The sequence below is a fragment of the Larkinella terrae genome, assembly GCF_009668025.1.
GTDB classification, from domain to species: Bacteria; Bacteroidota; Bacteroidia; order Cytophagales; family Spirosomataceae; genus Larkinella; species Larkinella terrae.
The window spans coordinates 1479916-1500212 of record NZ_WJXZ01000014.1 but is presented as its reverse complement, the minus strand read 5'-3'; the positions used below and the strand labels follow the sequence as shown (position 1 = coordinate 1500212).

The window sequence follows — 20297 nt, the reverse complement described above, 5'->3', positions numbered from 1 at the left end:
CACTCATGACTTTACAGGACTTCTTCAACTCGGTTTCGTCCAATCCCGCGCTGCTGGCGGTTTTTCTGCTGGCGATTCCGGCCCTGGCCTTCGTCCTCAATCTCTGGTCGGGCGAGAAAGCGGAGGAAATCTGGCGGTGGCGGTTTGTGTACGCGACGCTGGTGTATCTGGCCTGCATTCCCGGCATTTTCGCCTTTACGCTCAATATCTATCTATTTCTGTTTGAGCGCCAAAGCATCTGGCAAATGAACCTCATCACGCAGGTTTTGCCCATCGTGACGATGGCGGCTACACTGATGCTTATTAAACGCAAGCTGCCGTTCAAATACATCCCCGGTTTTGGCAAATTATCGGGCTTTATGACGCTGATCGGCGCCGTCATCGGCATTCTCTGGTTCATCGATCGCACCCGAATCTACGCCGTCACCTACATTCCATTCATTTACATCGTGGTCGGATTTGTCGGCTTACTGCTCGTCATCCGGTTTGCCTGGAGTAAATTGTTTTAGTCCATTTTCGGAAGCCGCTCCTTGGCGAGTTGGGTCATTTGCCGCAAAATTGTCTGCTTTTCCGTCGGCAAATTGGAACGCGACAGCCAGTTTTCGTAAAGCTCGAAACTCCAGCCCATAATCCGTTCGTTGTGACTCGCCAGGAAGGTAGTCAACTCCTTCAGAACCTCCGAATCCGGTTTTTCACTTTTCTGAACCTGAATACTGCTTTCGAGGTATTTTTCCAGAATGGCAAAACCGCCGGTCAATTCCCGTTTATCAATCCGCTGTAAAGCGCTCCGGGCCTGATCCGGCTGGCCGACAATAATATTGAGTTCAACAACCGTCAGTTTGCTACCTGGATTGGCATAGGGTAACTTTTCGTATTCCTCAATAGCTTTCCGGTAACTCAGATTCGCTTCCTTCACCTTATTTCGCAGCGTTAAATACCGCCCCTGTTCGGTTAACAAACTACTTGTCAATTGCGGGTCGGCTTTAAATAAATCCAGTTTTTGAAGCGACAGCTCAATATCCGCGCTGGCAGCCTCCAGTTGACCCAACTTTGCCTTTGCATTTGCCCGGCCCCGCAACGCCAGCGCTGCAGGCTGCTCAAACTGCTGTTTTAAAGTGGTCTGTCCGGCAACTCCTTTGCTCAACTGGCTGGTCAGTTGAATGCTCCGGTCGTAATCCGCAATGGCCTCGTGGTATTCCTGCCGGAACGCGTGCATGTCGGCCCGCTGGGCGTACAGCACAATTCGCATCGTGTCGGAAGCGTAATCAATGGCTTTTTCAAAACTGGCGAAAGCCTCCGACCAGTTGCGCTGCCCGGCTTTCTGAAAAGCCATCTGAACGTAGGAAGTGGCCACGCCCCGATTGGGCTTCGCGATTTTATCCAGCGACAGTAAACCGGCTTCACTCATCGCCAGCCGTAGGGCATCTTTGGAAGAGAAATTCGTGTTCAAGGGCTGGGGCAACAAATTATCGTAAAGCGCGATCTGGAACAATTGAGGTGCTTCCAGTATTTCAACGGGCAATTCCGCCAGGCGGTTTCGCATCAGCGACAGTTGTTGCAGGTTGAGATTCTTCCAGTCAAGCGTAGGCAGTCGATCAATGTTGCAGTGAAACAGAGTCAGATTCCGCAGTTTTGGCAGCTTGCTGATTTTCGTAAATACATCTTCCCCATCCAGACTCGGCTGGTTCGTCAACTGCAAACTGTTGAGTTCCTGACAATACACAATGCTGTCCGGCAACTGGCGCAAACCGGTATTTTCGTTTGGCGTATCTTCTTCCATTTCGCCGACCTGCAGGTTGGTTAGTCTCGCCAACCGGCCGATGGATTCGGGGAGCGCTAATAATCGGGTCCGTCCCAGTTGCAGGTTCCGCAATTCGATCATATTCCCGAGCGAAGCCGGTAAAATGGTCAGTTCATTGCCGGAAAGGTCGATCATTTGCAATTTGTCCAGTCGGGTGATCCCTTCGGGCAATACTTTCAATTTCGTATTCCGCGCAAAAAAAGTCATTAATTCGCGGCAATTTCCAATTGTTTCGGGCAATTGCACCAACGGATTGGCGTCAAGAAGTAGCTGGTGTAGTTTGGTCAGTTTCCCCAGTTCAACGGGCAGCGTCGTCAGTTGATTGTTGGCTAAAACCAGAAATGCCAGATTGGAGAGCGCGCCCAGGCCAGCCGGAATCGAACGCAGCTTATTTTCACTTAGATTAAGCTCCCGCAACCGCTTCAGCCGGAACAATGCATCTGGCACCGTCGTAAATTGATTTTTGTTCAAATAGAGTGAATTCAGCGAATCGAGCTTGCCCAGACCTTCCGGCAATTGCGCCAGTTTATTATCGGAAAGCGTAAGAAGCCTCAGCTGCCACAGCTGGCCAATTTCGGTGGGAATCCGCTGCAACTGGTTTTGCCCTGCATCCAATCGATTCAGTCTGACCAGCTTACCAAGGCTCTTCGGCAATTCCGTCAGCTGGTTCATGGAAAGCGACAGGCTCGTCAGGTTGATCAGATCACCAATCGATTCAGGCAACCGAACCAGTTTGTTACCTGACAAATTCAACTGGTCCAGCCGGGCCAACTGGCCGATGGAAGCTGGTAAATACCGCAATTGATTATTGAAAATCGACAGGGAAACCAGCCCGGACAACTGCCCCAGATCAAAATTCAGGGTGTCCAGTTGATTGCCCGACAGCCCGAGTGATTTCAACCGAATCAGTTCTCCCAGCGACTCCGGCAGTTTGTGCAACTGGCAGCTATTAGCCTGCAAAACGTTGAGTTGCCTGAGTGAACTGATCGCCGATGGCAGTTCGCCCAGCGGATTGTTGCTGATCGTCAATTGCTTCAGATTTCCCAATTGAACCACCGCCATCGGAAATTGCCGCAGGTAACAGTTATCCAGATTTATTTTTTCGAGCGTATTCAGGTCACTGAATGTGCCATCGGGAATGGTTAGTTGCCGATTGCCCTGCAGATCAAGGGTTTCCAAGCGGGTTAATTTCCGGAGATCAGGCAAAACGGTGAGATTGGTGCTGCCCAGCCGTAAGGTCTCCAGCTCACTCAGCCGACTGAGAAACGACCAGTCGGTTTTCGGATCGATGCGCTGGTAACTGACATCCAGTTCCCGGAGATTCTTCAGATCGCCGAGCGTCGACGGAATCTGGAGCTGGTTTTGTCCATTCTGAATTCTTAGTGACGTAAGCTGTTGCAGTTTTGTTACGCCTGCGGGCAAAACCGCCGGGTTGCCATTCACCCAAACCGTCAATTTCCGAAGCGCAGGCATTCCCGCCAGCGTTGTAAACGTCAGTTCTTTCTCCTGCGACGGCAGCATGATATCCAGTTGTTCCAGCAGTTTCAATTGCTGCAGTGAGTTGGGTAGAGAAAGCGAAAATGGCAGAAAATTAAAACCCGGAAACCGCTGGTGAATGGTTAGTCGCTGCAATTGTTGCAATTGGCTTACGGTTTGCCAGAGAGCAGCCGTGGCAGTCAGGGAATCGACTTCCAGATTCAGAATCCGCAGGTCTTTCAATTCGGCAAGCCGTCCGATATTCCCTTTCTTCAGCACTTCAATCGTTACCCGCAAAGCCCGGACGGGAGCGGTTTTATCGTTTCGATCCGCCAGTTCCGCCAGGTTTTCGTAGCCGGTCGGCGACACATATGGATTGGGTCGGCCCGGGCCAGGTGCCGCCCGCAGCTTTTCCTGCGGATACCAGATAACCAGACTCTCCAGTTCCGCATCCGTCAACGCTTTCTCCTGGGCCGACGCCCGCGCAACTATCCAGCACAAACCAATCATCAGAAAGATTCGCAACCTGCAAGCCGACATATTTTTGTAGTTTTGTGGTGTGATCAAAAAATTGCATGAATATACAATCCCAACATCATACGGCAAACTCGCACTTTGTCCCGGCGCAGAACGGTTTTTTCTTTCCGGCCGAATGGCATCCCCACGTGGCAACCTGGCTCAGCTGGCCGCACACCGAAGCGTCCTGGTCGAACGCGCGGCAGGAGCTGATGTTTCCGGCGTACATTGAGTTTATCCAGGCCATCAGCGAAAGCGAACACGTTTGCATCAACGCCCACAACGAAACCGTCATTCAAACGGCTAAAATGCGTCTTTTGGTGGCCGGAGTCGATTTATCCAACATAACGCTTCTGCCCAATCCAACCAACGATTCGTGGTGCCGCGACCACGGCCCGGCGTTTTTGATCAACCCGATTTCAAAAGAAAAAATCATCGTCAACTGGGAATACAACGCCTGGGGCAACAAATATCCGCCCTACGATCGGGACCAGTTAATTCCGGTTGAAATTGCGCATTACCGGCAGTTGCCGTACGTCAATCCGGGCATCGTCATGGAAGGCGGCTCCGTTGAATTCAACGGCAAAGGAACGGTTTTAACCAGCCGGGCGTGTCTGTTAAACCAGAACCGTAACTCGCACCTGACGCAGGCCCAGATCGAGCATTACCTGTGCGAGTATTATGGCGTCCAGCAGGTTTTGTGGGTGGAAGAAGGCATTGTGGGCGATGATACCGACGGTCACATCGACGATACCGTACGGTTTGTTAACGAAGACACGGTGGTTGTAGCGACCGAAACCAATCCCAACGATGAGAATTATCCTTTTCTCGAGGAAATTCACAGGGAAGTAAAAGACATGCGGTTGATCAATGGCAAACAACTGAATATCATTGAATTGCCGATGCCCGATCCGGTGATCAGCGAAGGACAGCGCCTGCCCGCATCGTACGCGAATTTTTACATCACCAACGGTTCCATTATTGTGCCGACGTTCCGGTGTTCGAAGGATCAGACCGCGATCGATATTCTCGAAAGCTGTTTCCCGACCCGCAAAGTAGTGGGAATCGACGCGACGGAAATCGTCTGGGGACTGGGCACGTTTCATTGCCTGAGCCAGCAGGAACCCGCCATTGAGGAATGACGTTCGATAAGAAGATTTTTGGTTCGGTGGCCAATACCGACAACGGGGAAGTAAGCGCGGCCACCACGTTCTGGTACCATCAGGAAGGTGAGGTCGTTTGGGCCGAATACTGGGGCGGTTCGGTGGTGAAAGGTTTTCTCGTTGCCAAAGTACTGGCCGACAACGTGCTGGATATGGTTTACCAGCATCTGAATACCGAAGGCGACTTTCGCACCGGCGTTTGTCGTTCCACCCCGGAAATCCTGCCCGACGGTCGCATCCGCCTGCACGAACGCTGGCGCTGGACCAACGGCGATGGCTCGGAGGGGGCGTCAATCATCGAAGAAATTGGCTGATTATTTTGTATGAAATCCGTTTATTTCGCATTACTGCTGCTTTTTTCGGCCTGTTCCAGCCAAAAACCGCTAACGGCGGAAATGAAGCTGAACAGTCTGAAAGCCATCAATCTGGAAGAAACCATCAGCCGGAAAGATGAGCTGATGATGACCTGGTCGCTCACGGCCTTCGACAGCAAAAACCGCCTGGTGGGAGTTTCCTCCAGCGCCTGGGGTGTTGAGAAGGTAAAAAAAGGAGCGGTTTTATCGTTTCAGAATCAGGCTCCGGTGCAGTTGTCGATCCCGAAAGGCGGGAAAATCGTGGCGTCGCTGGTGCTGATCGAAGTCGACGATTATACGCAGGCGCAACAGTTCATCAAACGCATTCGGGACATTAACGGCTGGATTCAGGTTCCGGTCGGTTTTTTTGAGTTGGGAGCCGAATTACTCACGCCGTTGAAATACATTACTGCAGCTTTGACGGCCGCGGGCCTGGGCATTCAGTTTACCGACCGGCTGGATAAAGACGACATTCTGGGTCAAAGCAGCGTCGAATTGACCGATAGCAGCGTTGATCGGAAGAAAAAGGAATCGGTTGTACACGTGCCCGCCCGGTTTTCGGGGAAGCACCTGCGCGATTCGTTTGAATATGAAGTCGAGTACGATATTCAGCTAAAACGCATGAAAATAAAGCCAGCTTCCAGTCGTTAAAACCTTAGCGGTTACTGATTTGATAAAAGATGATAGACGTGAGACAAGAGACCTTTGAACCTATCACCATTGTTGCCTCTTGTCTCACGTCTCTTGTCGAACAATCTCACAAACAATCCAATTGACATTCGTTTTGACCTCGTCTATTCGTTTTAAAAAGACAACCGGTTTTTTCCTGCTCTGTGGTGTACTCGCAGGCTGCAAATCTTCAGCTCCGGTTGTTACAAAAACTCCTGAACCGGTTATTTTAAAACTCGGTAACCGGTCCTTTACGACCGACGAGTTCTTTCAGTCGTTCACCAAAAATCAAATCAACGGCGATTCTTCCCGTCGGACGGATCTTCGCGAATACATCGATTTATACACCAACCTGAAGCTCAAAGTGATGGCCGCCGAACAGGAAGGGCGCGACACCACGGAAGGTTTTCGGGAGGAGATTGCAACGTACCGCAAGCAACTGGCCCAGTCGTATCTCAATGATAAAGAGATCATTGAACACCTGACCGCCGAAGCTTACGAGCGGTTGAAACAAGAGGTGAATGTTTCGCATATTCTGTTTCCGGTTGCCGACGATGCGGCCCCGGCCGATACCCTGAAAGCCTACCGCGCTGCGCTCGATGTTCGGAAACAGATCCTCGATGGCCTGGATTTTTCAACGGCGGCCCGGCAGTTTTCCAAAGATCCAACCGCAGCAACGAACGGCGGGAATCTAGGGTATCTGACGGTTTTTCAGGTTGTTTATCCGATCGAAACAGCTGCGTATTCTACGCCCGTGGGCAGTGTTTCGGCCCCGATCCGGTCGCGCTCCGGTTATCACCTCGTAAAAGTTCTCGACAAACGGCCCAGCCGGGGGAAAGTGCAGGTGGCGCATATTCTGGTGCGCGTCAGCCCCAGCGCGGCTGCGTCGGGCGGTGGCACCGAAGGACAGAAAGCCGCCAGGGCGCGGATCGACGAAGCATATAGCCGTCTGGAAAAAGGCGAACCGTTCGACATGCTGGCGAAGGAATTTTCGGATGATCGCGAGTCGCGCAACACCGGCGGGATTTTGCCCGTCTTTGGCGTTGGGCAAATGGTTCAGCCATTTGAGGAAGCCGCTTACAGCCTGACCCAACCCGGCAGTTATTCAAAACCGTTCCAGAGCAATTACGGCTGGCACATTGTTCGGCTGATTGAGCGCCAACCGCTCGAATCGTTTGAATCAATGGCCGGTGCGCTGCGGCAGAAAGTTGTCACCGACACCCGTGGGGAAATCGTTCGACAGGCGCTGGTGCAGAAGCTGCGGAAAAATTACACGGTGACGGAATCTCCGGACGTGCTGGCGAAAACGCTGGCGCTGGCCGACAGCAGTTTGCTGATGGGAAAATGGAAGTTACCGGCTACACTCGAGGCTTCCATCGAGAAAAAACCGATTGTGCTGATCAATAAACAACCGTATACGGCGAATGAATTTCTGGAAACCGTCGTGCGTCGTCAGCAGCCCCGCCGGGACCCAACGTCCTCGGCTACGGTGCAGATGGAGCGGCTTTTCCGGCGGTTTGTCGATGACAAAATCATTGAGCAGGAAGAGGCCGGTCTGGAGAAAAAATACCCGGAATTCCTGTCGTTGATGAACGACATCCGCGATGGCGTACTGCTTTCACAGGTGATGGAAATGAACGTCTGGGAAAAATCCCTGACGGACTCGCTCGGGCAGCGGACTTATTACGAAGCGCACAAGGAAAAATACCGCTACGATCAGCGGGCTGCGGCTTCGATTCTGGTGGTTCCGAACGACGAAACCCTGAAACAGGCATCGGACATGCTGGCCAAAAGTCCGTATCAGCTCCGGCGGTCGGTCGAAGAACTGAGCTACGGCGTCAATCAAAGCGCTTTGAACGCGAAACAGCGGGAAACCCTGTTTGACCTGGTGGTGTTGATGATTAAAAATCCGGATTACCTCGTTGAAGTTTCGGGCTCGGCCGACGGAACGGAACGGGACACCGTTTCGGCCAGCCGGATTCGGAACGTGGTGAGCGTACTTACCGCCAACCGGATTCCCATTGTCCGGATTATGGAGAAAGACCACGGCAAATTCCGGCCGGGTATCACCGGAACCGGCAGGAATGAGAAAGCCCGTCGCGTGACGTTTCAGCTCTTTTCGACGTCTAAAAAAGATGTGGAGAAGATTCTGAATTCGAAAGACCCGGGCGCGGTTAAGTTAACGGAGGGGCTGTTCACCAAAGGAGCCAACCCGTATCTCGACGCCGTTGACTGGCAACCGGGAACCAAGACGATCCGGCGGGATGGCAAAGTGGCCCTGGTGAAAATCGACCAAATCGATCCCGCCCGGCTGAAAACGTTTGAAGAAGCCCGGGGAGCGGTGATCAACGATTACCAGGCGGTTTTGGAAAAACAGTGGCTCGATCGGTTAAAACAGCAATATCCGGTGCAAATGAACGAAGAAGAGGTTCGGAAACTGGCCAAATAAACCGGCCGTTAACATCATTTAACAGATTCCTTGATTCGGCATGTCGATAAATCCTGTCGAAATAGTTAATATTGAATAATAAACCTGAATGAAGTTTTTAATGAAATCAATCCTTCTCTCCTACTTTATTCTGACGGCGCTGCTGTTCACAGCGGTACTTCCGGCCTTTTCGCAGGGGCAGGGCGTCAGCTTAAACAAGATCATTGCGAAAGCCGATAATTATTACGTGCTCAAATCGGATCTGGAACAGGCCCGTCAGTCGTACGCCCAGCAGAACCAGAAAGCTCCGGGGGATTGCCAGCTTCTGGAGAGTCTCGTTGTGCAAAAAGTATTGCTGGCAAAAGCCGAAATTGACTCCGTAACTGTCGACGACAAACTGATTGAAAACCAGATGGATGGCCGGATGTCGTACATGATTCAGCAGTTTGGTTCGGAAAAAAACCTGGTGGAAGCCTACGGAAAAAGCATTGAGGCTTTAAAAAGTGAATTGCGCTCGGAAGTGAAAGAGCAGATGCTGGGCCAGCGGATGCAGACCAAAATTACCGACGACGTGAAAGTGAGCCCGAACGAAGTCCGGAAATTTTTCAACAGTATTCCCAAAGACAGCCTGCCTTACATTCCGGCTGAAGTCGAAATCGGACACATTGTCCGGCTGGCGAAAGTAACGAAAGAGCAGAAAGAAGAGTTGCGGAAACGGTTGCAGGCGCTAAAAGAGCGCGTTGAAAAAGGCGAAGATTTTGCTAAACTAGCCACCGAATTTTCGGAAGATGTAGGTTCCGCCCAAAAGGGAGGCAGCCTCGGTTTTGCCAAACGCGGTGCGATGGTTGCCGAATTTGAAGGCGCAGCCATGAAGCTGAAACCCGGTGAAATGTCGGACATTGTCGAGTCGGAATTCGGGCTTCACCTGATTCAGCTCGTTGAATTGCGCGGTGCCGAATACCACGCCCGGCATATCCTGCTCCGCCCCGATTACAACCGCCTGGACCTGAGCCAGCCGCGCCGGTTTCTGGACAGTCTGCGGACGTTGATTGTAGCCGACAGTATCAAATTTGAAAAAGCCGCCAAGGACTTTTCGGAAGACAAAGCCACGGCCGACGCGGGCGGTGTCATTCGCGATCAGCAATCGAACAGCACGTTGATGCCGCTCGATCAAAACATGGATTACACGCTGTACATGACGCTGGATTCCATGAAAGTGGGCAGCGTTAGTCCGCCGATGGATTACCGGCTGGAAGATGGCAAAAGTGCCGTGCGGCTTTTGTATTACAAGCGGAAAGTGGCGCCCCACACGGCCAGCATCAAGGACGATTACGAGAAAATTGCCAATATAGTCCTGAATAATAAAAAGAATACCGCCATCGACGCCTGGTTCAAAAAAGCCGTCAGCGATGTCTACATCAATGTTGATCCTGAATACCAAAGCTGCCATATTCTGGGCAGTCAAAAAACCGAAGGACCGTGAAGGAATTATGGATGATGAACGATGAATTAAATGCAGCCAACTGCGAACAATAATGCATCGTTCATCCTTCATAATTCATAATTTACCATTCTAAACTCTTAACTCCTCTGCTGTGGTACAATATAATTCCGATGTTGCGGCTGCTGAAGCGCTGAATGAAGCGTATAAAAGACTGAAAACCGAGATTGGTAAAGTGGTCATTGGTCAGGAAGAAACCGTCCGGCTTTTGCTGACAGCCATCTTTTGCCAGGGACACTGTCTGCTGGTTGGGGTGCCGGGACTCGCTAAAACGCTGCTCATTCAGACCATCGCCGGGGCGCTTGATCTGAGCTTCAACCGGATCCAGTTTACGCCTGACCTGATGCCCTCGGACATTCTGGGTTCCGAAACGCTTGACCAGGAACGCCGTTTTAAATTCATCAAAGGACCGGTTTTTGCGAACATCATTCTGGCCGATGAAATTAACCGGACGCCCCCTAAAACGCAGTCAGCCCTGCTCGAAGCCATGCAGGAATACGCGGTGACGATTGCCGGGCAAAAATACCCGCTCGATCGGCCGTTCTTTGTTTTGGCGACCCAGAACCCGATTGAACAGGAAGGAACCTATCCGCTGCCTGAAGCGCAGCTGGACCGGTTTATGTTCAATGTTTTTCTGGATTATCCCTCGTACCAGTCGGAGCTGGACATCGTAAAATCGACAACCACCGACGAAAAATACCAAGTGCAGAAAGTACTGACGGGCGACGAGCTGCTGGCCTTCCAGCATTTGGTGCGCCGGGTTCCGGTGGTTGATAATGTAGTCGAATACGCCGTGAAACTGGTTCACAAAACCCGCCCGAATACCGAAATGGGATCGCCGGATGCCAATACGTACCTCGAATGGGGTGCGGGTCCGCGGGCATCGCAGGCTCTGATTCTGGCGGCCAAGTGTAACGCTCTGCTGAACGGCAAATACTCACCCGATATCGAAGACGTTCGGGCCGTCGCTTATCCGATCATTCGTCACCGGATTGTCCGCAACTTCAAAGCCGAAGCCGAAGGCATCACGGTCGACCAGCTCATCAAGCGGCTGTTGTAGTTTCTAGATCGTTTAAGGTTTATAGTATTCCGTTTGTGGTTACTTGCGTGAATGTTTACAATCCAATGCGCCAGTCAACCATAAACGAGGAACTATAAACCTTAACTTTTTTACCGCAAAGTAAATCCTTGCCTCCTCTTGCCCGCTGCAAACAAAATAATGGTAAACTTGATTACTAGGTAGCTTTCTGTTCCGGCTCCAATCGACTGCCGGGATGGTAAAACGGTTATCTGCTAATCAATGACGACCTCTGTCCTAGCGGCATTCGCCAGCCGCCATCAACGAGTTGCTGCCGGTCTGATCGCGCTGTCGGAATTTTCCAATGTTGCCCTCGGCCTCATTTTAGGCAGTGCGGTTCTTTCCAATCAACCGGGCTGGTATTTGTCGCTGCTTCTGGGCGCTCTGGTTTTAATCCGACAACTGCTGTGCCGCTACAACGCCATTCTATTAGCCGATCTGGTTTCGTACAAGCGGTTCCGGTTTCAGAAGAATAGCTATTTATTCCTATTTCTCATCAATTTTCTCGCTTATGTCGTTGCGGGAGGCATCTGCGGCCGGGCGGTTTTGCACCCTGAACCATCGGTCAGCGTAGCCAGCGAAAACTCCTACACGGTCATCAGCGAGAAAGATTCGTTATCCCAACCTGCTCCGAATCAACTTCTTAGCTCGTTCGGCGACAAAACCGCTCAGGACAAACCAACGACCGGAACCAAAATTGCCTACATCCTTCTGTTTCTGGCCAGCATTCCAATCTTTATTTTTGCGAGCCGTCTGGCCTGCGGTTTATTGTGTAGCGAACAAGGGTTTGCGGCCGTAATGGTTATTTTGCTGGGAACCGGTGTGCTGGCGGGCGGTTTTTATTTCTTAGGCCGGGCACTTACAAAAAACATGAAACCGTATAAGGAGATGACTCAACCGGAACGAAAACGGGAAAAAAGGCGCTTTTTTCGAACTTTACTGGGCACCGTAGTGGGCTTGCTGCTTTTTGGGTTGATCGCTTCGGCCACGAATTAATTTCCACCACACATCTATGAAATACATTTATTGCCTGTTTTTTTTCACCGGTTTTCTATCTTCACTTCACGCACAAACCGCTTTAACCCAAACCGTTCGCGGGCGGGTTGCTGATAAGGAATCCAAATATCCCCTAGCCGATGTCACGGTTCAAATCCTGAATGCAACGGCCGACGGTTCCGGCACCATCACCGATTCATTGGGGCGTTACCGCCTGACCAACGTGCCGGTGGGTCGAAGAACTGTTAAAATTTCCCGAATCGGTTACAAAGAAGCACTGCTGAACAACATCATCGTCGATGCGGGTCGCGAAACCATTTTGGACGTTGACCTGGAAGAAGCCATAACGGAGCTGGCCAGCGTTACCGTAAAGGCGCAACGCACCGGCGACGCCCGCAACGAAATGGCCATCGTTTCGGCCCGCCAGTTTACCGTCGACGAAGCCGACCGCTACGCCGGAAGCCGGGGCGAACCCGCCCGGATGGCCTCCAACTTTGCCGGGGTGCAAGGCGCCGACGATTCGCGCAACGACATCGTTATCCGGGGCAATTCACCGGGTGGCGTTGTATGGCGGGTCGAAGGCATCAGCATTCCAAACCCGAATCACTTTGCGATTTCGGGAACGACGGGTGGCCCCGTGAGCATCATCAGCAACAAAATGCTGGCCAATTCCGACTTTTTTACCGGTGCGTTTCCGGCCGAATTCAGCAACGGTATTGCGGGTGTTTTCGACCTCCGATTACGCAACGGCAACAACGAAAAACACCAGCGAACACTCCAATTCGGCTTTTTAGGTACGGAAGCCGCCCTGGAAGGTCCCCTTTCCAAAAAAACCGGGTCGTCTTATTTTGTGACCTACCGCTACGCCAACCTGTGGCTTTTTAATAAAGCCGGTATCGACATCGGAACCCAGGCCATTCCAACCTACCAGGATGCTTCCTTTCGGTTCAATTTTCCGCTGAAAAACAACGCTAAACTGTCGTTATGGGGATTCGGCGGCACCAGCACAATTGATCTGCTCATCAGCAAACAGGAAGTATCGGACCGAAATATTTTTGGCCAAAACGATCGCGATCAATACTATACGTCACGCATGGGAGTTGTGGGTTTAACATTTGAAAAACCGCTAAACCGCAAGACTTTTCTGCGCGCAACTCTGGCCGAATCGGGCAATGTTCAGGATACGTACCACAACTATCTTTTTTTTCAGTACGGAGCCAACAATCTTCCGGTCGTCGAGAATAACCGGTACAAAATTACGGATCAGGCCAAGGTGCTGGATTATCGCTTTGCGGAAACTAAAACCTCTCTGGCCGTGTCGGCTAATCATAAGTTCAGTCCGCGCAGCACGTTGAAGGCTGGCTTGAATTCCGACCTGTATGCCGTCAATTTCGTCGATAGTGCGCGTAACGTCATTATCTCACCCAATATGCCGGTGGAGTTGGCTCCCTGGCAAACCCGCTGGGATTCGCGTCAGTCGGCGCTACTCGTACAACCGTATGTGCAGTGGCGCGTCAATCTGGCCGACCGCTTGACCCTGAGCGCGGGCCTGACAAGCCTGTATTTTTCGCTCAACAAAAACAGTTTTTCACCCGCCGAACCCCGCGTGGGCCTGGCCTGGGATTTACCAAACCGCCAGAAACTCAGCTTTGCGGCCGGTTTACACAGTCAGATTCAGCCCACCTACATCTATTTTTACGGCGATGATCTGCACAACAGCGCCAAACGTGGTGAACGCATCAATCGGGATTTGGGTCTGACCAAAAGCTGGCATTATGTAACCTCGTACGATTGGCTCCTGGGACGCAATTTGCGGTTGAAGGTCGAAGCGTACTATCAGAAACTATTCGATGTACCGGTTGAAGAGCAGAGCAGTTCATTCTCGATTTTGAATACGGGAGCCAGTTTTTCGCGGGTTTTTCCGGGTAAACTAGTCAATAAAGGAACGGGCCGAAACTACGGAGCCGAGCTGACGCTGGAGAAGTTTTTCAGCGACGGTTATTATTTTCTGGTAACAGGATCGTTGTTCGATGCCAAATACAAAGGCTCCGACGGCGTGTTAAGGAATACGGATTTCAATGGAAAATACGCGTACAACCTGCTTTTTGCGAAAGAATTTACCTTCGGCAGAACTAGTTTAAACGTGGGAGCTAAGTTCACGGCCATCGGCGGACGCTGGTATGGAATCGTCGACGAGGCAAAATCGAAAGCAGCACAGGACATCATTTACCAAAGTGCAGGCCGGAATACGCTCCAGTTTCCGGATTACCGGCGATTCGATTTGAAAGTAGATTACAAGATCAATCGGACGCGGCTCACCCACACAATTGCGGTCGATCTCGTCAATGTCCTCGGTATCCAGAACATCCTGACGCTGAGCTACGCGCCCCAGCCCGACGGAACATTCATCAAACGGGAATACCAGCTGAGTTTTCTACCGGTTTTCTATTACCGGGTTGATTTTTAATTCCAGAAAAAAGAGGTGAGAAGAAAGAGTAGAGAAAGGGCGTTGGCTGGAAATAGAATTTTATTTATTCTTGCGGGTCCGTCCCTGTGGTTTTCCTCATTCTTCATCATGAACAAACTTTTAGCCATAGTAGCCATTTGTCTGGTGGTAACAATTGGGTATGGTCAAGCCCGAACCTCTCCCCTGCTGACGAACCTTCTCGCTCAGAATCAGAACCCGGTTTTTCAGGAAGTAATCAAACATCCGGACACCTACCGGCTGCAAATTATTTACACCCAGATTAACCGCGACCGAAACAACGTTCCGACGTTTACCAACTACTATTTTCACGTCGATAGCACCGCCTATTTCAATCCGGCTTCAACCGTAAAACTGCCGCTGGCCCTGCTTTCGCTGGAAAAACTGAACCGGTTAAAAATTCCGGATGTGAACAAGTTTACAGCCATGCAGTTTGACAGCGCGTTTCGGAATCAAACCCGGGAATGGACGGATAACACCTCCGAAACCGGTTTTCCGTCGATTGCTCACTTCATCAAAAAAGCTTTTCTGGTGAGTGATAATGACGCCTACAGCCGGCTGTATGAGTTTGTGGGTCAGGAAAGTACAAACCGTACGCTGCACGCCAAAGGATACGCCGACACCCGCATTACGCACCGGTTTGTCCGCATGTCGCCCGACGAAAACCGGCACACCAATCCGGTGCGGTTTATCCGTCCTGATGGCACATTGATTTACGCCCAGCCAGCCGCCCACAACCAGGATGCGTTTGATTTCCGGCGAATCGACAAGATCGGAAAAGCGTATTTGAGTGCGCGGGACAGTCTGGTCAACGAACCGTTTGACTTTTCAACGCGTAACAAATATCCGCTGGAAGCTTTTCAGCAAACGCTGCAATCGGTGCTGTTTCCGCAATCCGTTCCGGCCCGGCAGCGGTTCGAATTAACCGACAGTGACTATTCGTTTTTGTATCAGTATCTGTCCCAGTTTCCCGGCGAAACCAATTACCCCAAATACGATTCGGATCAATATTACGACACGTACGTAAAGTTTTTCTTTCAGGACAGCTTACATCACAGATTGCCGGAAGGCGTTCGCGTATTCAATAAAGTAGGCTGGGCGTACGGTTTCATGACGGATGCGTCCTACGTCGCGGATTTCCGAAATAAAGTCGAGTACATGCTCTCCGCGACGATTTACGTGAACAAAGACGAAATTCTGAACGATAATCAATACGAATACGAGAGCGTGGCCCATCCCTTTCTCTACCAGCTCGGCCAAACGATTTACCAGTACGAATTAAAGCGCAAACGGAAAAACCGCCCGGATTTGTCACAATTCGAGGTTCCGTACGAAATACGAAAAACGGACAAGCGGCCAACCATCCGGGATGTAGATAACTGAGCGGTTTTACTTAAACCCAAAGAAAAGGGGAAACAAGAACGTGACCACACCGCCCCACAAGCTGTAAATCGGCAGAAAAACCGCCATCGTTTTTCCGACCAGCGATAGATCGGTCTTGCGGGTCAGCGCCCCAAAAAGCCGTATTCCCACAAAAATAAGATGGGCAAGCATGAGCAAATTCCCACCCAGCACGGCGGCCCGGTTGGGCGTTATCCCCCACTCCGCAATCCGGAACAGGACGGCTGACAGGGCAATTCCATTGACGAGCAAGGTCACCGCCGATAACAGGAACAGAATGAGGATCTGAGCCGGATTCTTACTTAGCGAAGAGGTACCCGCTACCGAAAAGAAAATAAGGGCCATCACCCCAATCAGCAGGACGTTGAAAAGCAGGAGAAACTCGCGGTCGTGATAAAGATCCTTACCCGAGAAAACCGTAGCGGCCAGGTAAACCACCAGCATGACCAGCACCACCGGGCTAAACAGGTTGGCAATCAGAGGAGATATTTTATTCACCAATCCGGGTTGGTTCTGAGTAAGAAAAGTACCCACGATGGGAACAGCCGCCAGCCCGCAGATAACCACGTAATTGAAATAGAATTTCTCGATTTGCCAGCCAATCAGCTTGAATAATCCAATTGTAATGGCGGTCGTTAACCCACCCGCGAGCAGCAGCAGGGCGGTCATCACAACCAGATCGCCATTATAACGCAGAAATCCCAGCCGGTTTTCCCAATTTTTGAGCTTTCCGCCCCCAAATGCAAAACCCAGAAACGCCCAAAGCCAGATTGGCAAATGGATGCAGGACAACACAAAAGTGTCGCTGGTTTGGTTCTGGGGTAGCGCATTGATGAACACCAGCGTCAGCAGGAAAACGGCGGCCAGGATACCCATGTTTTTCAGAGAAAGCCGGTTTTTCCAGGCAAAATAGGCGGTCAGTATGGGAAAAACGATAAAGGCCGCATTCCGCTGGAAAAACAGCTCCGCATTCAGGGAAAAAAGTTCGGGCAGCTTGGCCAGTAGCGCAGCCAGCAGGGAAGCAACCAGCACAAAAACCCGTTCGCCGGGAGTTCCCCAGTAGAGATCTTCCTGATCAAAGTTTAGCCGCTGATACCAGAAGTCAGCCAGCGAATTGCTCCCAAGCTGGGGATACAAGGCATTAAAAGCCGATTTGAAGGACGGTTTGTTATCCCGGTACAACTTTTCCAATTGCCGGGGATTGTCCAGATTCAATAGAATTTCTTCGCGCATTATTGAAAAGTTAAAAAGGCCATAAAAAGAACTTTGTGTTTCAAAGTTATTAAGGTTTTGCAAAGTGCAAACACTGCTGCACAATTTTTTTTAGGTATAGTAAGCTGTTGTGAGTTTGCGGTATTTCTTAACCAAAAAACCGCTCGACGTCCTCATCGGTGTCCAGATCAATTTTACCGGATTCGAAAGGCACTTCTGCACAATCGTCTTTATGATTGGCAATCACCCACTTCGCGCCGGTATCACCCGTCAGACTGAGCAGTTCGCTGATGTATTTCCGGTCGAACAGGGCCGGAACACCCAAACTGCCCGCGTAACCCGAAGCCACGATTCCCTTACCGGTTTCCCGATACACCTGCGCCAATTGCAGCAACAAACCGCGATCGACACCCGGTTGATCGGTCAGCAAAAACAGTACCGCGTCGATGTTCTTCTGGGTCAGATAAACAGCCGCCAGACCGGTTTTTATTGAAGATGAAAGCCCCTGCTGCCAGTGCTGGTTATCAATAATGGTAACCGGTAACCCGTCCAGTTCAGGAGAAATCCGGTTTTTATTGGCACCGACTACGACGACGACAGGCCGGAAAGGTGTCTCCAGCGCCATATCAACCGCCCGCCGGATCAGCGTACGGCCCTCCCATTCAATGAGTTGCTTTGGTTGATTACCCATCCGCGACGAAGCGCCTGCCGCCAAAATGATGATGCCAATGTTCATGAGGAATTACTGGTCAGTTCAGGTCAACGGAAGTGCTGATCGATTGCACAGGCTGATGGATCGGCGCATTCTTGAATTTTAACGGCTGGGCCGATGTTTTCCGAAAAACCGCCTGAATTTCAGCCAGAATGGACAGCGCAATTTCCGGCGGATTGTCGGCTCCGACATCCAGACCAATCGGCCAGAAAAGCCGTTTTTCATCGCGGGTAGTGACTAGATCGCTGACCTCGTCCAGCAGCGCATCTCCGCGCTTTTTCGGCCCCAGAAGGCCAATATAGGGAATATTGGTCTGCAATAATTCCCGCAAAACCGAGCGATCGTATTTGAAATTGTGAGAAATCAAAACCGCTGCCGAGTAGGCATCGATCGGTATTTGCTGCCGAATATCGTCGCGCTGAACGGCCAGCATTTCGTCGGCAACGCCAAACCGCCGGGGTTGCAAATGCGCCACACAATCGTCGGTAACCACAACCCGCCAGCCAAGCTGTTTGGCCAGTTGCACCAGCGGCACGGCGTCGTAACCGCCCCCAAAAACCAGCAATTGAATGTCTGGTTTAAGCTCTTCGACGAAGATTCCGGCGCCGTCGGGCAGGGTGGTTTCAAACCTCAGCGGTCGTCGTTCCTGCATCACCCGGTCGAGCGTTTCGAGCGGATTTTCCGAATCCTCGGGGTCGATGGCCTGAATCAGGACGTCCAACACGCCGTTACACCCCAACCCGATGCCAAAATTTTCACCTTCCGGGTTGGAGGTGTCGTAAGTAACCAAACGGGCCTGACGGGTTTGCATGACTTCACGGGCTTTCCGCAAGGCATCGCCTTCCAGACATCCTCCGCTGATGGCTCCAATCCATTGACCGTCATCGGTGATGTACATGCGGGCACCCGGTCGGCGATAGCCCGAACCGCTCAACCCGACGACGGTTGCCAGGGCGGCTTTTCGCTGGCTAAAGTCGGTTTTTCGATAAGCCTGGATGAGTTGCTGGAATTCGTTAATCACGTTTTTGAATGATGAACGATGAATGATAAACGATGAATTACCCAATTTACTCGAATTCATCATTCATGGTTCATCATTCGTCATTTTTCTTATCAAATACGCCGGGTGGATAGCCCACTTCCACCAGAAACAACCCGCTCGCTGGGGCCGAACGCCCGGCTTTGGTGCGGTCTTTTGCCAGCAGAATCTGTTCAAATTCGGCAACCGTCATTCGTCCTTGCCCGACTTCGAGCATCGTTCCCACCAGCGTGCGCACCATACCGTATAAAAACCGGTTGGCTTTGATGTGAAAAACCAGTTGGTCGTTTTCAATTACCCACTCCGCCCGGTGAATGAGACAGCGAAAATGCGACACTTTCGTCCGAACTTTGCTAAAACTCTCAAAATCATCGTATTGAAACAAGAGCGCGGCCGCCTTGTTCATCTCGTCGATGTCGAGTTGGGGCCGAAAAACGTATACCAGGTAATCCAGAAACGGGCTTTTCTGTTTTCGGATGCGGTATTGGTAGTAACGGGTAGTGGCCGAAAACCGGGCGTGAACGTCGGGGGCGACTGGGAAAATGGTCTGAATGGCAATGTCCGGCGGCAGCAGGCAATTCAAGGCATGAATCAGCGTATCCGTCAGGTCGAGCGGGTGCTCCCGTTCAAAATGAGCAAACTGCTGTTCGGCGTGAACCCCGGCATCCGTCCGACCGCTTCCCACAATGGCAATGCGCTCTTTCAGAATCATGCTCAGTTTCTGCTCCAGCACTTCCTGAATACTGATGCCGTTGGGCTGAAACTGCCAGCCGTGGTAAGCCGTGCCGCGGTATGAAAGTTGGATAAAATAGCGTTGACTCATGCGTCTTCCTGAACGTCCTCTTCCTCAGGATGCAAGTCGATCCCGTTATATATATCTTTTAATGTGAACTCAAAATTCAACCTTGGCAAAACGATAATATCATCCAAATTTTCATATACGCTGTTAACCCACTCATCGGTTTGTTCAATGCGGCTGAAAAGTTCGACTGTTGTTGAGTATTGGTCAATCAACATGTAATATAAGAGTGAGGGAATTTTACGGTATTTCCGCCATTTAATTCCCCGATCGGCAGCCGCTGACGATTTTGACAATACTTCGACCAATAACTGCGGCTGCCGAATACTATGTTGGGTTCCGCGCAAATCAAATGGATGACAAGTCAGAATGATATCCGGATAAGTATACTGTCCATTACCTGCCTCCAGTTTGATGCTTTCAGAGTAAACATTACACCCTTTCGGCCGAAAAAATACTTTTAAAACATCTTTTGTTCGATCAATTAATTCATTGTGATTTAACGAAGTTCCAGCCATTGCCAGCATTTCGCCATCAAGGAGTTCATGCCGGATTTCGCTCTTTTCCTCCAGGGAAAGATATTCTTCTACCGTGTAACTTCTTTTTCTGTCTGAAGTAAACATGCTGATTAGTTATCAATGCCGAAGGACCTCTGAAATCACGTTGAT

Annotated in this window: 16 protein-coding genes; 10 read left to right on the top strand and 6 right to left on the bottom strand. The window is 51.0% G+C overall.

All coding sequences use genetic code 11. The features are described 5' to 3' along the window. Positions 1-5: 5 nt before the first annotated feature. On the top strand, positions 6-509 hold the full coding sequence (locus GJJ30_RS27815; RefSeq protein WP_154178415.1) for a hypothetical protein: 504 nt from the start codon (positions 6-8) through the stop codon (positions 507-509). Here GJJ30_RS27815 and GJJ30_RS27810 read toward each other — a convergent pair. Continuing rightward, positions 506-3817: a leucine-rich repeat domain-containing protein gene (locus GJJ30_RS27810; protein ID WP_154178414.1), complete on the bottom strand. Its 3312-nt coding sequence runs from the start codon at positions 3815-3817 to the stop codon at positions 506-508. The two genes, GJJ30_RS27815 and GJJ30_RS27810, sit on opposite strands and share 4 nt — an antisense overlap. Positions 3818-3852: 35 nt before the next feature. Between GJJ30_RS27810 and GJJ30_RS27805 the strand changes: the two genes are divergently transcribed. The 9 genes from GJJ30_RS27805 (at position 3853) to GJJ30_RS27765 (ending at position 15849) form a co-directional block, all read left to right on the top strand. Continuing rightward, complete coding sequence (locus tag GJJ30_RS27805; protein WP_154178413.1) at positions 3853-4935, top strand: agmatine deiminase family protein; 1083 nt, start codon at positions 3853-3855, stop codon at positions 4933-4935. Further along, positions 4932-5270 carry an avidin-fold protein gene (locus GJJ30_RS27800; protein ID WP_154178412.1) on the top strand — a complete coding sequence of 113 codons (339 nt, stop codon included), beginning with the start codon at positions 4932-4934 and terminating at the stop codon, positions 5268-5270. The genes GJJ30_RS27805 and GJJ30_RS27800 overlap by 4 nt, the downstream gene beginning before the upstream one ends. 9 nt (positions 5271-5279) lie before the next feature. Then, positions 5280-5960 (top strand): hypothetical protein, encoded by a 681-nt coding sequence (locus GJJ30_RS27795; protein ID WP_154178411.1) that lies wholly within the window; start codon positions 5280-5282, stop codon positions 5958-5960. A 121-nt stretch (positions 5961-6081) separates the two neighbouring features. After that, positions 6082-8427, top strand: coding sequence for a peptidylprolyl isomerase (locus GJJ30_RS27790; RefSeq protein ID WP_229313458.1), 2346 nt, complete (start codon positions 6082-6084; stop codon positions 8425-8427). A gap of 100 nt (positions 8428-8527) precedes the next feature. Next, positions 8528-9889 (top strand): peptidylprolyl isomerase, encoded by a 1362-nt coding sequence (locus tag GJJ30_RS27785; protein ID WP_154178410.1) that lies wholly within the window; start codon positions 8528-8530, stop codon positions 9887-9889. A 112-nt stretch (positions 9890-10001) separates the two neighbouring features. Next, complete coding sequence (locus GJJ30_RS27780; RefSeq protein WP_310588404.1) at positions 10002-10967, top strand: AAA family ATPase; 966 nt, start codon at positions 10002-10004, stop codon at positions 10965-10967. A gap of 240 nt (positions 10968-11207) precedes the next feature. Further along, on the top strand, positions 11208-11981 hold the full coding sequence (locus tag GJJ30_RS27775) for a hypothetical protein (protein ID WP_154178409.1): 774 nt from the start codon (positions 11208-11210) through the stop codon (positions 11979-11981). A 16-nt stretch (positions 11982-11997) separates the two neighbouring features. Beyond that, positions 11998-14448, top strand: coding sequence for a TonB-dependent receptor (locus GJJ30_RS27770; protein ID WP_154178408.1), 2451 nt, complete (start codon positions 11998-12000; stop codon positions 14446-14448). Positions 14449-14556: 108 nt separating this feature from the next. Further along, positions 14557-15849, top strand: a complete 1293-nt coding sequence (locus tag GJJ30_RS27765) for a serine hydrolase (RefSeq protein WP_154178407.1) — start codon at positions 14557-14559, stop codon at positions 15847-15849. A gap of 6 nt (positions 15850-15855) precedes the next feature. On the opposite strand, the gene GJJ30_RS27760 is transcribed toward GJJ30_RS27765, so the two are convergent. From GJJ30_RS27760 to GJJ30_RS27740, 5 genes are all read right to left on the bottom strand, one after another. Beyond that, a complete protein-coding gene (locus tag GJJ30_RS27760; RefSeq protein ID WP_154178406.1) occupies positions 15856-17100 on the bottom strand; it encodes a hypothetical protein in 1245 nt (414 codons plus the stop codon). 127 nt (positions 17101-17227) lie between these two features. Then, positions 17228-17815, bottom strand: a complete 588-nt coding sequence (locus GJJ30_RS27755; RefSeq protein WP_154178405.1) for a nucleotidyltransferase family protein — start codon at positions 17813-17815, stop codon at positions 17228-17230. Between the two features lie 13 nt (positions 17816-17828). Continuing rightward, positions 17829-18812: an XdhC family protein gene (locus tag GJJ30_RS27750; protein ID WP_310588403.1), complete on the bottom strand. Its 984-nt coding sequence runs from the start codon at positions 18810-18812 to the stop codon at positions 17829-17831. A gap of 73 nt (positions 18813-18885) precedes the next feature. Next, positions 18886-19653, bottom strand: a complete 768-nt coding sequence (truA, locus tag GJJ30_RS27745; RefSeq protein WP_154178403.1) for a tRNA pseudouridine(38-40) synthase TruA — start codon at positions 19651-19653, stop codon at positions 18886-18888. After that, a complete protein-coding gene (locus GJJ30_RS27740; RefSeq protein ID WP_154178402.1) occupies positions 19650-20252 on the bottom strand; it encodes a Uma2 family endonuclease in 603 nt (200 codons plus the stop codon). The genes truA and GJJ30_RS27740 overlap by 4 nt, the downstream gene beginning before the upstream one ends. Positions 20253-20297 lie beyond the last annotated feature (45 nt).